Here is a 12,753-nt window from a genome sequence, read left to right on the forward strand (position 1 = left end):
CGCCGACCCGAACATGGCCTCCTACCGGATGAGCGTGGACAACCTCGCCGACTGGATCGCCACCCGCGGCTACAGCGCCTCCTGACCGGCGAACCGCTGAGCAGGAGCGAGCACGAAGGGCCGGCCCCCACAAGGGGCCGGCCCTTCGTCGTGTCCGAGGACCGTGGCTGAGGACCTGGCTCAGGACTCGGCGAGGACGCCGAGGATCCCGTCGCCGTACTTGGCCAGCTTGTTGTCGCCGACGCCGCTGATCCGGGACAGCTCGGCCAGCGAGGTCGGCGCCTCGGTGGCGATCTGCCGCAGGGTGGCGTCGTGGAAGATCACGTACGCCGGGACGCCCTGTTCCTTGGCGGTGGCTGCCCGCCAGGCGCGGAGCCGCTCGAACACCGGGACGGCGGCCGGCGCGAGGTCGGCCACCACGGTCGCCGCTCCCCGGGGCTTGGCGGACCGGCCGGACGCCGGCCGCTCGGGCTCGCGCCGCATGGTGACCGTCCGCCGGCGGCCCAGCACCTCGGCGCTCGCCTCGGTCAGGGCCAGGGTGCCGTAGTCGCCCTCGACGGCGAGCAGGCCCTCGGCGAGCAGTTGCCGGACCACGCCCCGCCACTCGGCCTCGCGCAGGTCGGTGCCGATGCCGAAGGTGCTCAGCGAGTCGTGGCCGTGCTGGTCGATCTTGTCGGTGTGCCTGCCGAGCAGGATGTCCACGCAGTGCCCGGCGCCGAAGCGCTGGTGGCGTTCCCGGTCGAGCCGGTAGACGGTGGAGAGCAGCTTCTGCGCGGCGACCGTGCCGTCCCAGGATTCCGGCGGCTCCAGGCACGTGTCGCAGTTGCCGCAGTTGGCGGTGCCGCCCTCGCCGAAGTATTCGAGCAGCTGCGCGCGGCGGCAGCGGACCGTCTCGCAGAGCGCGAGCATGGCGTCGAGGTGGGTGGCGAGGTTGCGCCGGTGGGCCAGGTCGCCCTCCGACGTCTCGATCATCTTGCGCTGCTGCACCACGTCCTGGAGCCCGTACGCCAGCCAGGCCGTCGACGGCAGCCCGTCCCGCCCGGCGCGGCCGGTCTCCTGGTAGTAGCCCTCGACCGACTTGGGCAGGTCGAGGTGGGCGACGAAGCGGACGTCGGGCTTGTCGATGCCCATGCCGAAGGCGATGGTGGCCACCATGACCAGCCCGTCCTCGCGCAGGAAGCGCTGCTGGTTGGTCGCTCGGGTCGCCGCGTCGAGCCCGGCGTGGTAGGGCAGCGCCGGGATGCCGTTGGCGACCAGGAACTCGGCGGTCTTCTCCACCGAGGCCCGGGACAGGCAGTAGACGATGCCGGCGTCGCCCGGGTGCTCGTCGCGCAGCAGGGCGAGCAGCTGTTTGCGCGGCTCCCGCTTGGGCACGATCCGGTACTGGATGTTGGGCCGGTCGAAGCTGGCCACGAAGTGCCGGGCGTCGGTGAGCTTGAGCCGGGTGGCGATCTCGGTGCGGGTGGCCGCGGTGGCGGTCGCGGTCAGCGCGATCCGCGGCACCCCCGGCCAGCGCTCGTGCAGCATCGACAGGTTGAGGTAGTCGGGGCGGAAGTCGTGCCCCCACTGCGAGACGCAGTGCGCCTCGTCGATCGCGAAGAGCCCGATCCGCCCGCGCTCCAGCAGCGCGACCGTGGCGCGCGTCGCGAGCGCCTCCGGGGCGAGGTAGAGCAGGTCCAGCTCGCCGGCGAGGAACGCCGCCTCGACCCGCCGCCGCTCGGCGAGGTCCTGCGTCGAGTTGAGGAACCCGGCCCGGACGCCGACCGCGGTGAGCGCGTCGACCTGGTCCTGCATGAGCGCGATCAGCGGCGAGACCACCACCGCCACGCCGTCGCGGACCAGGGCCGGGATCTGGTAGCAGAGCGACTTGCCGCCCCCGGTGGGCATCAGCACCAGCGCGTCGCCGCCGGCCACCACGTGCTCGACGACCTCGTGCTGGAAGCCACGGAAGGCGTCGTAGCCGAACACCCGGCGGAGCACCCGCAGGGCGTCCTCGGTCCGCTCATCGGTGGGGGAGACCATCCGCGCAGTCTACGAGCGCCCGCCGACAGCACCCCGCCCCGAACGGGCGCGTGGCGGGAACCAGGACCTCCACGAAGCGGCAACCGGATCTCGACAAAACGGACAAGCGCCTGTTCCGGTCGTCACCCCGTGGAATCCCGGACGGGGTCGCAGCCGTTAGAGTCGCTGACTGACCACGCGCGGCCGACCGGCCGCGGCGCCACGGCTGGGGGTAGCGGGTGAGCGAGGCGCGGACGGCGGGAGACCTGGTGCCGACCAACGCGGAGACAGCTCTCGGGCGGCCGGCGCCGGCCGAGGCGGAGACCACCCTCGTGGTGGTGACCGGCCTGTCCGGCGGTGGCCGCAGCACGGTGGCCCGGGCGCTGGAGAACGTCGGCTACTACGTGGTGGACAACCTGCCCCAGGCGCTGATGCTGGACATGGCCGAGCTGGCCTTCAAGGCCGGCGGCGCGGCCCGGCGTACGGCGATGGTGCTGGACGTCCGCTCGCGGGCCTTCTCCACCGACCTGGCCGGGGCGATCCGGGAGCTGCGCGAGCGCGGCTTCCAGCCCCGGGTGGTCTTCGTCGACGCCGACGACGAGGTGCTGATCCGCCGGTTCGAGAGCGTCCGCCGCTCGCACCCGTTGCAGGGCGACGGGCGGCTGGCCGACGGGATCGCCGTCGAGCGGGCGCTGCTGGAGGAGGCCCGGGACCAGGCCGACGTGATCATCGACACCAGCCACCTGAACGTGAACCAGCTCCGCCGTCGGGTCGAGGAGCTGTTCGGCGGGGAGGACTCCCGCCGGTTGCGGATCACCGTGCTCTCCTTCGGCTTCAAGTACGGCCTGCCGCCGGACGCCGACTTCGTGATGGACGCCCGGTTCCTGCCCAACCCCTACTGGGTGCCGGAGCTGCGCGAGCACACCGGGCGCGAGGAGGCGGTCAGCGCCTACGTGCTGGGCCAGGAGGGTGCGGACGCCTTCGTGGCCGGGTACGCGGACCTGGTCAACGCCACCACCGCCGGTTTCGAGCGGGAGGGCAAGCGCTACCTGACCGTGGCCGTCGGCTGCACCGGCGGCAAGCACCGCAGCGTGGCGATCGCCGAGGAACTGGCCGCCCGGCTGCGCCGTTCCGGCATCGCGGCCAACGCCCAGCACCGGGACCTGGGGCGGGAATGACCCCGACCAGGGTGGTCGCCTTCGGCGGCGGGCACGGGTTGTCGGCGTCGCTGCGGGCGCTGCGGCACTGCGTACCCGAACTGGACCTGGACATCACCGCGGTGGTCACCGTCGGCGACGACGGCGGCTCCAGCGGGCGGCTGCGCGCCGAGCGCGGCGGCCTGCCGCCGGGTGACCTGCGGCAGGCGCTCGTCGCCCTGGCCGGCGACCACCCGGCCACCCGGCGCAGCGCGGCGCTCTTCCAACACCGCTTCGCCGCGGCCGGGGCGGGCGGGGGACCGGCCGATCCGCTCGCCGGCCACGCGGTCGGCAACCTGCTGCTGCACGGGCTGACCGAGCTGCTCGGCGATCCCGTGGTGGCGCTCGACCACGCCGGCGCGATGCTCGGCGCGGTCGGCCGGGTGCTGCCGATGTCCCGGCAGCCGGTCGGCATCGAGGCGCGGGTGCGCGGCGCCGACCCGGACCGCCCCGACGAGGTTCGCACCCTGCGCGGCCAGCACCAGGTGGCGGTCACCTGCGGCACGGTGGAGTCGCTGCGGCTCACCCCGGCCGCGCCGGCCGCCTGCGCCGAGGCGGTGACCGCGGTGCGCGCGGCGGACTGGCTGATCTTCGGGCCGGGCAGCTGGTACACAAGCGTGCTGCCGCACCTGCTGGTGCCGGGCCTGGCCGACGCGATCGTCTCCAGCCCGGCGCGTCGGCTGGTGACCCTCAACCTGGTGGCCGAGAAGGAGACGTCCGGCCTCTCCCTGCCCGACCATCTGGACACCCTCCGGCGCTATCTGCCCGAGTTGAAGGTGGACATGGTGCTGGCCGACTCCAAGGCGGTGGGTGATCCCATGGCGGTCGAACGTGCGGCAGAATCGCTGGGTGCCCGGCTGGTCCTCGCTCCCGTCGCCGTCACCGACGGCACACCCCGTCATGATCCGGCCGCCCTGGGCGCCGCGCTGGTGCCCGTCCTGGGCGCCGATCGTTAGACACGTACGTAATCACCGGCGACACGCCGGAACCGGTCCGTGAGGGGGCGCGCAACATGGCGATGACGGCTGCGGTCAAGGACGAGCTGAGTCGGGTCGACGTGCCCAAGCCCTGCTGCCGGCGGGCGGAGATGGCCGCCCTGCTCCGGTTCGCCGGCGGCCTGCACATCGTGTCGGGTCGCGTCGTGGTCGAGGCGGAGCTGGACACCGGCGCGGTGGCCCGGCGGCTCCGCCGGGAGATCGCCGAGGTCTACGGCTACCCGAGCGAGATCCACGTGCTGGCCTCGGGGGGGCTGCGCAAGGGCAGCCACTTCATTGTGCGGGTGGTCAAGGACGGCGAGGCCCTCGCCCGGCAGACCGGCCTGCTCGACGTCCGGGGCCGCCCGGTGCGCGGCCTGCCGCCGCACGTGGTGGCGGCCAACGTCTGCTGCGCGGTCTCCGCCTGGCGGGGCGCGTTCATGGCGCACGGTTCGCTCACCGAGCCGGGCCGGTCCAGCGCGCTGGAGATCACCTGCCCCGGCCCGGAGTCGGCGCTCGCCCTGGTCGGCGCCGCCCGCCGGATCGGCATCACCGCCAAGAACCGCGAGGTGCGCGGGGTGGACCGGGTGGTGGTCAAGGACGGCGACGCGATCGCCGCGCTGCTCACCCGGATCGGCGCCCACTCCAGCGTGCTGGCCTGGGAGGAGCGGCGGGTGCGCCGGGAGGTCCGGGCCACCGCGAACCGACTGGCCAACTTCGACGACGCGAACCTGCGCCGCTCGGCCCGCGCCGCGGTGGCCGCCGCCGCCCGGGTCACCCGCGCGCTGGAGATCCTCGCCGAGGACGCCCCCAACCACCTGACCTCGGCCGGCCGGCTGCGGCTGGAGCACCGGCAGGCCTCCCTGGAGGAGCTCGGCGCGCTGGCCGACCCGCCGCTGACCAAGGACGCCATCGCCGGCCGGATCCGCCGGCTGCTCGCGCTGGCCGACAAGCGGGCCCGCGACCTGGGCATCCCGGATACCGAAGCGGCCGTCACGCCCGACATGCTCGTGGTCTGATAGGACCGGTGAGGCGTCGAGCTGCGAGGGGGATCACCACCCGCCGCAGCGCGGCGGCGCGCGCTCGGATAAGGTCGCTGCGTACGGCAAGGGGGCCGGCAAAGGCATCCCTCGCCGTGCTCACCGCCTCGGGCGGTCTGGTCTCCTGGGACCGCGGCGGGGTGGCCGAGATGAACCGTCAACGGCCGGCTCCACCGGTCGGCGAACAATCTCCGCCGGCCGGGTTCTGACGCCGGCGGACCAGAACGCGAGGAGATGGGACCTGTGACCATCCGGGTTGGCATCAACGGCTTCGGCCGGATCGGCCGCAACTTCTTCCGGGCAGTGCTGGCGTCCGGCGCTGACATCGAGGTCGTGGCGGTCAACGACCTGACCGACAACGCGACGCTCGCCCACCTTGTCAAGTACGACAGCATCCTGGGCCGCCTCCCGCACGAGGTGAAGGCCACCGCCGACGAGATCACCGTGGGCGGCAAGACCATCAAGGCGTACGCCGAGAAGGACCCGGCCAAGCTGCCGTGGGGCGAGGTCGGCGCCGACGTCGTCATCGAGTCCACCGGCTTCTTCACCGACGCCACCAAGGCGAAGGCGCACGTCGACGGCGGGGCCAAGAAGGTCATCATCTCCGCTCCGGCGAAGAACGAGGACGTCACCGTGGTCATGGGCGTCAACCAGGACCAGTACGACCCGGCCAAGCACACGATCATCTCGAACGCCTCCTGCACCACCAACTGCCTCGCCCCGATGGCCAAGGTGCTGCACGACACGTTCGGCATCCAGCAGGGTCTGATGACCACCATCCACGCGTACACGCAGGACCAGAACCTGCAGGACGCGCCGCACAAGGACCTGCGCCGGGCCCGGGCCGCCGCGCTCAACATCGTGCCGACCTCGACCGGTGCCGCGAAGGCGATCGGCCTGGTCCTGCCGGACCTCAAGGGCAAGCTGGACGGCTACGCGCTGCGTGTGCCGATCCCGACCGGCTCCACCACCGACCTGACCGTCACGGTCGGCCGGGAGACCACGGTGGACGAGGTCAACGCCGCGCTCAAGGCCGCCGCGGACGGCCCGCTCAAGGGCATCCTGGTCTACAACGAGGACCCGATCGTCTCCTCGGACATCGTCACCGACCCGGCGTCCTGCATCTTCGACGCGCCGCTGACCAAGGTGATCGGCAACCAGGTCAAGGTCGTCGGCTGGTACGACAACGAGTGGGGCTACTCGAACCGCCTGGTCGACCTCGTGAAGCTGGTGGGTAGCTCGCTGTGAGCATCCGCAACCTCGACGACCTGCTCGGCGAGGGGGTGTCGGGTCGGCGCGTGCTGGTGCGCGCCGACCTGAACGTCCCGCTCGACAAGCAGAGCGGTGAGATTACCGACGACGGCCGGATCCGGGCCGTGCTGCCGACCTTGAGCGCGCTGGTCCAGGCCGGCGCCAAGGTGGTCGTCTGCTCGCACCTGGGCCGCCCGAAGGGCGCGCCGGACCCGCAGTTCAGCCTCCGCCCGGTCGCCGGGCGGCTCGGCGAGCTGCTCGGCGCGCCGGTGCACTTCGCCGAGGACACCGTCGGCGACTCGGCCCGTTCCACCGTGGAGGGCCTGGCCGACGGCCAGGTCGCCCTGCTGGAGAACCTGCGCTTCAACAAGGGCGAGACCAGCAAGGACGACGCCGAGCGGGGCGCCTTCGCCGACCAGCTCGCCGCCTTCGGCGACGCGTACGTCGACGACGCCTTCGGCGCGGTGCACCGCAAGCACGCCAGCGTCTACGACGTGCCGGCCCGGCTGCCGCACGTCGCCGGCCGCCTCGTGCTGCGCGAGGTGGAGGTGCTCAGCAAGCTCACCGGCGCCCCGGAGCGGCCGTACGTGGTGGTGCTGGGCGGCTCCAAGGTCTCCGACAAGCTGGCCGTGATCGAGGCCCTGCTGCCCACGGTGGACCGGCTGCTCATCGGCGGCGGGATGTGCTTCACCTTCCTCAAGGCCCAGGGCCACGAGGTGGGCACCTCGCTGCTCGAGGAGGACATGGTCGAGACCTGCCGCAACCTCCTGGAGCGCTCCGGGGGCAAGGTCCTGCTCCCGGTCGACGTGGTGGCCGCGGACGCGTTCGCGCCGGACGCCACCCACGACACCGTGCCGGCCGACGGCATCCCGAGCCACCGGCTGGGGCTGGACATCGGCCCGGAGACGGTGGCCGGCTTCGCCGCCGCGCTGTCCCAGGCGAAGACGATCTTCTGGAACGGGCCGATGGGCGTGTTCGAGATGGCCGCGTTCGCCAACGGCACCCGGGGCGTCGCCGAGGCGATCACCAAGGCCGACGCGTTCAGCGTGGTCGGCGGCGGCGACTCCGCAGCCGCGGTCCGTGCGCTCGGCCTGGATGAGTCCTCCTTCGGGCACATCTCCACCGGCGGCGGCGCCTCCCTGGAATACCTCGAGGGCAAGACCCTCCCCGGCATCGCGGCCCTGGAGAACTGAATGGCGAGCACCACCCGCCGGCCGCTGATGGCCGGCAACTGGAAGATGAACCTGAACCACCTCGAGGCCAACCTGCTGGTGCAGAAGCTGGCCGCGAGCCTCAACGAGAAGCAGCTCACCGAGGTCGAGACGGTGGTCCTGCCGCCCTTCACCGACCTGCGCACCGTGCAGACCGCCGTGGACGGCGACAAGCTCCTGATCGGCTACGGCGCGCAGGACCTGTCGCCGTTCCAGTCGGGCGCGTACACCGGCGACATCGCCGGGCCGATGCTCGCCAAGCTGGGCTGCACCTACGTGGTGGTCGGCCACTCCGAGCGGCGGCAGTACCACCAGGAGGACGACGCGCTGGTCAACGCCAAGGTGGCCGCGGCGCTCTCGAACGGGCTCACCCCGATCCTGTGCATCGGTGAGGGGCTGGAGATCCGCGAGCAGCTCCGGCACGTGCCGCACTGCTGCGACCAGCTCGACGGCGCGCTGAAGGGGCTCACCCCGGAGCAGGTCACCAAGGTCGTCGTGGCGTACGAGCCGGTCTGGGCGATCGGCACCGGCAAGACGGCGACCCCGGAGGACGCCCAGGAGGTCTGCGGCGAGGTGCGCAAGCGCCTGGTGGAGACCTTCGGCCAGGACACCGCGGACCAGGTCCGGATCCTCTACGGCGGCTCGGTGAAGTCGTCGAACGTGGCCGCGATCATGGCCCAGCCGGACGTGGACGGGGCCCTGGTCGGGGGCGCCAGCCTGGACGCCGAGGAATTCGCGCAGATCTGCCGGTTCCCGGAGCACATCGCCCGCTGATCGCTCGCTATCCTTGACGCTGCCCGCCCGCCGGTCGGTGCCGCCGTGCCCGACAGGACCGGGCAGTGATCGCAACGAGAGGACTGACCCCCGCCATGCCGATCTGGTTCGCCTACACGATGATCGTGTTGCTGGTCATCACGAGCATCCTGCTCACCCTGCTGATCCTCCTGCACCGTGGTAAGGGTGGCGGGTTGTCGAGCATGTTCGGCGGCGGCGTCAGCTCCAGCCTGGCCGGCTCCTCGGTGGCGGAGAAGAACCTCGACCGCTACACCGTTCTGGTCGGGATCGTCTGGTTCGCCTGCATCGTCGGGATCGGGCTCTGGCTCCGGCTGCAGCTCGGCAGCGGGGCCTGAGCCGGCGCTCCGAGTCGTACAATCTGCGCGCGGTCCGTCACGGACCGCGCGCAGTTTGTTTTTCTCCGCGCGTCGCCCGCCGCCCATCCCCGTAAGCGGCGGTCCCCTCCGACGACAGGAGCGAGCAGCCGTGTCCAGTGGCAACGTCATCCGCGGCACCCGGATCGGGTCCGCCCCCGAGCGCTTCGAGCAGCGCATCGAGCCGGCGCCCCGCCGGCCCGTCACCTTCTGGTGCGGAAACAACCACCGCGTCCAGTTCCTCATCGCCGCCGAGGCGGAGACCCCGGAGACCTGGGACTGCCCGCGCTGCGGTGAGCCGGCCGGCCCCGACCCGGGCAACCCGCCCGGCCGGGCCCGGGTCGAGCCCTACAAGACCCACCTGGCGTACGTGCAGGAGCGGCGCACCCCGGAACAGGGCGAGGCGCTGCTCGCCGAGGCCCTGGAGACGCTGCGCCGGCGGCGCGGCGGGGCCTGAACACGCGGGAGCCCCGGCCCGCCCGGGCCGGGGCTCCGCCGTCGTTCAGCGCAGGCTGCGCAGCCGGGGCGGCACGTCGGCCGCCGCCGCCCGGTCGAGCAGCCAGAGGGTACGGGACACCCCGTGCACCCCGGCCGCCGGCAGCTGCACCGGCCCGGCCCCGGCGAGCGCCATCCCGACCGCCCGGGCCTTGTCCGCCCCGGCGGCCACCAGCCAGACCTCCTCGGCCGTGTTGATCGCCGGCAGGGTCAGCGTGGTCCGCACCGGCGGCGGCTTGGGGCTGCCCCGCACCGCGCTGACCGGGCGGTTGTCGTGGTGCACCGGGTGCTCCGGGAAGACCGAGGCCACGTGCCCGTCCTCGCCGACGCCGAGCATCAGCACGTCGAAGTGGGGGAGGGTGGCCGTCCCCGGCCGGGCGGCCCGGGCCAGCTCCTGCGCGTAGCCCGCGGCGGCCGCCTCCGGGTCGTTGCCGGCCGGCCCGTCGGAGGCCGGCATCGGGTGGATGCGGGCCGGGTCCAGCGGCACCACGTCCAGCAGCGCGGCCCGGGCCTGGGTCTCGTTGCGCTCCGGGTCACCGGCCGGCAGGAACCGCTCGTCGCCCCACCAGACGTCGACCCGGGACCAGTCGACCGCGTCCCGGGCCGGCAGCTGCCCGACCGCCCGGTACACCGCCGCGGCGATCCGCCCGCCGGTCAGCACCACCGACGCCTGACCCCGCTCGGCCTGCGCGTCGAGCAGCTTCACCACCAACCGGGCCGCCACCGCCTGCGCCAGCAGGTCGGGGTCGGCATGTACGGCGACACTCGCCTCACTCATCCATCGTGCCCTCGCGCTCCGACCGCCCCGCGGCGGTCACCTGTGCTGTCCGACCGCCGGGCGGCCCGTGCGGCGGTGCCGCTCACTCGTTGGCGGTCGCGCCAGCGTGGGCGGTCACCCCGGCCTCGGCCCGCTGGGCGGTCGCCGGATCCTTCCACACGTGCACCCGCTGGGCGGGCCGCTGGTCGAGCCCGGTCAGTCCGGCGGTCGCGCCGAGCGCCTCCGCGTAGACCTGGTCGGCGTCGAGCCGGCGCAGCTCCTCGGCCAGCTCGTCGCCGAGCGGCCGGCGGACCAGCGGCAGCGTCCGGTCCTCCTGGCCGGTCCGCCGGAAGATGGCCACGTTCTCGTCCCGGGTCAGCGTCAGCTCGTCGCCGTTGGCGCAGCGCAGCTGCACCTGGCGCATGCGGGGGAACTCGGCGGTGTGCTCCCAGGCCGGGTCGATGCCGAGCCGGGCGACCAGCCAGCCGCGCATCAGCGCCGCCGTCGGGTCGGTCCGCGGCGCCACCACGGTCGCCTCGGTGACCCGCGCCTGGGTGGTGTCGAACGCCCCGGCCACGAGGGTGCGCCACGGGGTGATCCGGGTCCAGGCCAGGTCGGTGTCGCCCGGGGCGTAGTCCGCGGCCCGCTGCTTCAGCGCGGCGATCGGGTCGGCGGCCTGCGCCGCGTCGGTGATCCGCCGGTCGGCCACCACGCCGAGGAAGTCGGTGGCGATCTCCTCCGGCGGCTCGCCGTGCCACCAGGTCACCACGGGCACGTCCGGCACCAGCAGCGGCATCACCACCGACTCGGCGTGCAGCGCGAGCCGGCCGTACATCCGGGTCACCACCGCCTCGCACGGGCCGAGCCGGCCGCCGACGACGATCTCCGCGTCCAGCCGGTTGCGGTCCCGTTCGACGTCGGAGCGGACCACCACGAGCAGCCGGCACGGGTGGGCGGCCGCCGCGATGGTCGCCGCCGCCTCGGCCTCCCGGACCCGCTTCTCGTCGACCACCACGATCAGCGTGAGCGCCATGCCGCTGGCCACCCCGCCCGCGCTGCGCCGCTCGGCGGCCAGCGCCTTGACCACCTCGTTCCCGGTGGTGTCCCACAAGCCGATCAACGGAACCTCCTGGTTCGCTCGCAGTGCTCGCTCACGCTCTCCGCCAGGACCGGCCCTCGCGGGCCAGCATCTCGTCGGCGGCCCGGGGGCCCCACTCGCCGGCCCGGTACGGCTCCGGCGTGGTGCCCGCCCAGGCGTGCTCCAGCGGGTCCACCGCCTGCCAGCTCTGCTCCACCTCGGCGGCGTCCGGGAACAGCGTCCGGTCGCCGATGAGCACGTCCAGCACCAGCCGTTCGTACGCCTCGGGGCTGGACTCGGTGAACGCCTCGCCGTACTGGAAGTCCATCGCGATGTCGCGGACCTCCATGGTGGTGCCCGGCACCTTGGAGCCGAACTTCAGCACCACGCCCTCGTCGGGCTGGACCCGGATGACGAGCTGGTTGGGGCCGAGCGACTCCATGTCGGCCGGGTTGAACGGCAGGTGCGGGGCCGTCTTGAACACGATGGCCACCTCGGTGACCCGCCGGGGCAGCCGCTTGCCGGCCCGGATGTAGAACGGCACGCCGGCCCAGCGCCGGTTCTGGATGCCCAGCTTCACCGCCACGTACGTCTCGGTGGTGGACTCCGGCGGGACCCCCTCCTCCTCGAGGTAGCCGACGGCGCGTTCGCCACCGACCCAGCCGGGCAGGTACTGGCCGCGGACGGTGTCCTGGGTGACGTCCTGCGGCACCGTGATGGCCTTGAGCACCTTGAGCTTCTCGGTCCGGATCTCGTCGGCGTCGAAGCTGGTCGGCTCCTCCATGGCCACCAGGGCGAGCAGTTGGAGCAGGTGGTTCTGGAGCACGTCGCGGGCGGTGCCGACGGAGTCGTAGAAGGCGGCCCGCGTGCCGATGCCGACGTCCTCGGCCATGGTGATCTGCACCGAGTCGACGTACTTGGAGTTCCACAGCGGCTCGAACAGGTTGTTGGCGAACCGCAGGGCCAGGATGTTCTGGACCGTCTCCTTGCCCAGGTAGTGGTCGATCCGGAAGACGTCCTGCCGGGTGAAGACGTCGTCGACCAGGTCGTTGAGCGCCTTCGCCGAGGGCAGGTCGTTGCCGAACGGCTTCTCCACCACCACCCGGCGCCAGCCGCCGGACTTGGCGTTGTCCGCCATGCCGGTGCGGGCGAGCTGCTTGAGCACCACGGGGAAGGCCGCCGGGGGGATGGAGAAGTAGAAGGCGGCGTTGCCCGGGATGCCGTGGGTGTCGCGCAGCTCGTCGAGGGTGTCGGCGAGGTGGTCGAAGGCGGCGTCGTCGTCGAACGAGCCGCCGACGAACTTGATGTTGCCGGCGAGTCGGGCCCAGACCTCCTCCCGCCACGGGGTGCGGGCGTGCTTCTTGGCCGCGTCGTGGGCCAGCGACTCGAAGTCGCCGTCGCCCCAGTCGCGCCGGGCGAAGCCCAGGACCACGAAACCGGGCGGCAGCAGCCCCCGGTTCGCCAGGTCGTAGACCGCCGGCAGCAGCTTCTTCTTGGCCAGGTCGCCGGTCACCCCGAAGATCACCAGAGCGCACGGCTCCGGGATCCGTGGCAGCCGGCGGTCCTGAGGATCGCGCAGCGGGTTCATGCCGCCTCCTCGCT

At 73.0% G+C, this 12,753-nt stretch carries 12 protein-coding genes; 8 read left to right on the forward strand and 4 right to left on the reverse strand.

From position 1 onward, the window contains the following. Positions 1–180: 180 nt before the first annotated feature. A complete protein-coding gene (recQ, locus tag ACW0Q9_RS12740) occupies positions 181–2,022 on the reverse strand; it encodes a DNA helicase RecQ (protein ID WP_456180871.1) in 1,842 nt (613 codons plus the stop codon). A 248-nt stretch (positions 2,023–2,270) separates the two neighbouring features. On the opposite strand from recQ, the gene rapZ reads away from it, so the two are divergent. From rapZ to ACW0Q9_RS12780, 8 genes are all read left to right on the forward strand, one after another. Beyond that, positions 2,271–3,179 (forward strand): RNase adapter RapZ, encoded by a 909-nt coding sequence (gene rapZ / locus ACW0Q9_RS12745; RefSeq protein WP_355667025.1) that lies wholly within the window; start codon positions 2,271–2,273, stop codon positions 3,177–3,179. Next, complete coding sequence (locus tag ACW0Q9_RS12750; RefSeq protein ID WP_456180874.1) at positions 3,176–4,153, forward strand: gluconeogenesis factor YvcK family protein; 978 nt, start codon at positions 3,176–3,178, stop codon at positions 4,151–4,153. The genes rapZ and ACW0Q9_RS12750 overlap by 4 nt, the downstream gene beginning before the upstream one ends. 56 nt (positions 4,154–4,209) lie before the next feature. Then, positions 4,210–5,190, forward strand: a complete 981-nt coding sequence (gene whiA, locus ACW0Q9_RS12755; protein WP_088999356.1) for a DNA-binding protein WhiA — start codon at positions 4,210–4,212, stop codon at positions 5,188–5,190. A 264-nt stretch (positions 5,191–5,454) separates the two neighbouring features. Continuing rightward, a complete protein-coding gene (gap, locus tag ACW0Q9_RS12760; RefSeq protein ID WP_107075683.1) occupies positions 5,455–6,459 on the forward strand; it encodes a type I glyceraldehyde-3-phosphate dehydrogenase in 1,005 nt (334 codons plus the stop codon). Continuing rightward, complete coding sequence (locus ACW0Q9_RS12765) at positions 6,456–7,655, forward strand: phosphoglycerate kinase (protein ID WP_456180877.1); 1,200 nt, start codon at positions 6,456–6,458, stop codon at positions 7,653–7,655. Before gap ends, ACW0Q9_RS12765 begins: the two co-directional genes overlap by 4 nt. Continuing rightward, on the forward strand, positions 7,656–8,447 hold the full coding sequence (tpiA, locus tag ACW0Q9_RS12770; RefSeq protein WP_456180879.1) for a triose-phosphate isomerase: 792 nt from the start codon (positions 7,656–7,658) through the stop codon (positions 8,445–8,447). A gap of 95 nt (positions 8,448–8,542) precedes the next feature. Beyond that, the gene (gene secG, locus ACW0Q9_RS12775; RefSeq protein WP_091320761.1) at positions 8,543–8,803 is read left to right on the forward strand and encodes a preprotein translocase subunit SecG; all 261 of its coding nucleotides are present in this window, start codon (positions 8,543–8,545) and stop codon (positions 8,801–8,803) included. 130 nt (positions 8,804–8,933) lie between these two features. Further along, positions 8,934–9,278, forward strand: a complete 345-nt coding sequence (locus ACW0Q9_RS12780; RefSeq protein WP_456180881.1) for an RNA polymerase-binding protein RbpA — start codon at positions 8,934–8,936, stop codon at positions 9,276–9,278. A 45-nt stretch (positions 9,279–9,323) separates the two neighbouring features. On the opposite strand, the gene pgl is transcribed toward ACW0Q9_RS12780, so the two are convergent. The 3 genes from pgl to zwf all read right to left on the reverse strand — a co-directional run bounded on the left by pgl (position 9,324) and on the right by zwf (position 12,739). Further along, a complete protein-coding gene (gene pgl / locus ACW0Q9_RS12785) occupies positions 9,324–10,094 on the reverse strand; it encodes a 6-phosphogluconolactonase (protein WP_456180883.1) in 771 nt (256 codons plus the stop codon). A gap of 82 nt (positions 10,095–10,176) precedes the next feature. Continuing rightward, positions 10,177–11,193, reverse strand: a complete 1,017-nt coding sequence (locus ACW0Q9_RS12790) for a glucose-6-phosphate dehydrogenase assembly protein OpcA (RefSeq protein ID WP_456180887.1) — start codon at positions 11,191–11,193, stop codon at positions 10,177–10,179. A 31-nt stretch (positions 11,194–11,224) separates the two neighbouring features. Next, on the reverse strand, positions 11,225–12,739 hold the full coding sequence (gene zwf / locus ACW0Q9_RS12795; protein ID WP_456180889.1) for a glucose-6-phosphate dehydrogenase: 1,515 nt from the start codon (positions 12,737–12,739) through the stop codon (positions 11,225–11,227). Positions 12,740–12,753 lie beyond the last annotated feature (14 nt).

Source organism: Micromonospora sp. I033 (assembly GCF_053890995.1).

Coding starts and splice junctions, on each gene's coding strand:
- tpiA (WP_456180879.1), top strand. CDS start 7,656: ATGGCGAGCACCACCCGCCGGCCGCTGATGGCCGGCAACTGGAAGATG.
- whiA (WP_088999356.1), top strand. CDS start 4,210: ATGGCGATGACGGCTGCGGTCAAGGACGAGCTGAGTCGGGTCGACGTG.
- ACW0Q9_RS12750 (WP_456180874.1), top strand. CDS start 3,176: ATGACCCCGACCAGGGTGGTCGCCTTCGGCGGCGGGCACGGGTTGTCG.
- zwf (WP_456180889.1), bottom strand. CDS start 12,739: ATGAACCCGCTGCGCGATCCTCAGGACCGCCGGCTGCCACGGATCCCG.
- secG (WP_091320761.1), top strand. CDS start 8,543: ATGCCGATCTGGTTCGCCTACACGATGATCGTGTTGCTGGTCATCACG.
- pgl (WP_456180883.1), bottom strand. CDS start 10,094: ATGAGTGAGGCGAGTGTCGCCGTACATGCCGACCCCGACCTGCTGGCG.
- recQ (WP_456180871.1), bottom strand. CDS start 2,022: ATGGTCTCCCCCACCGATGAGCGGACCGAGGACGCCCTGCGGGTGCTC.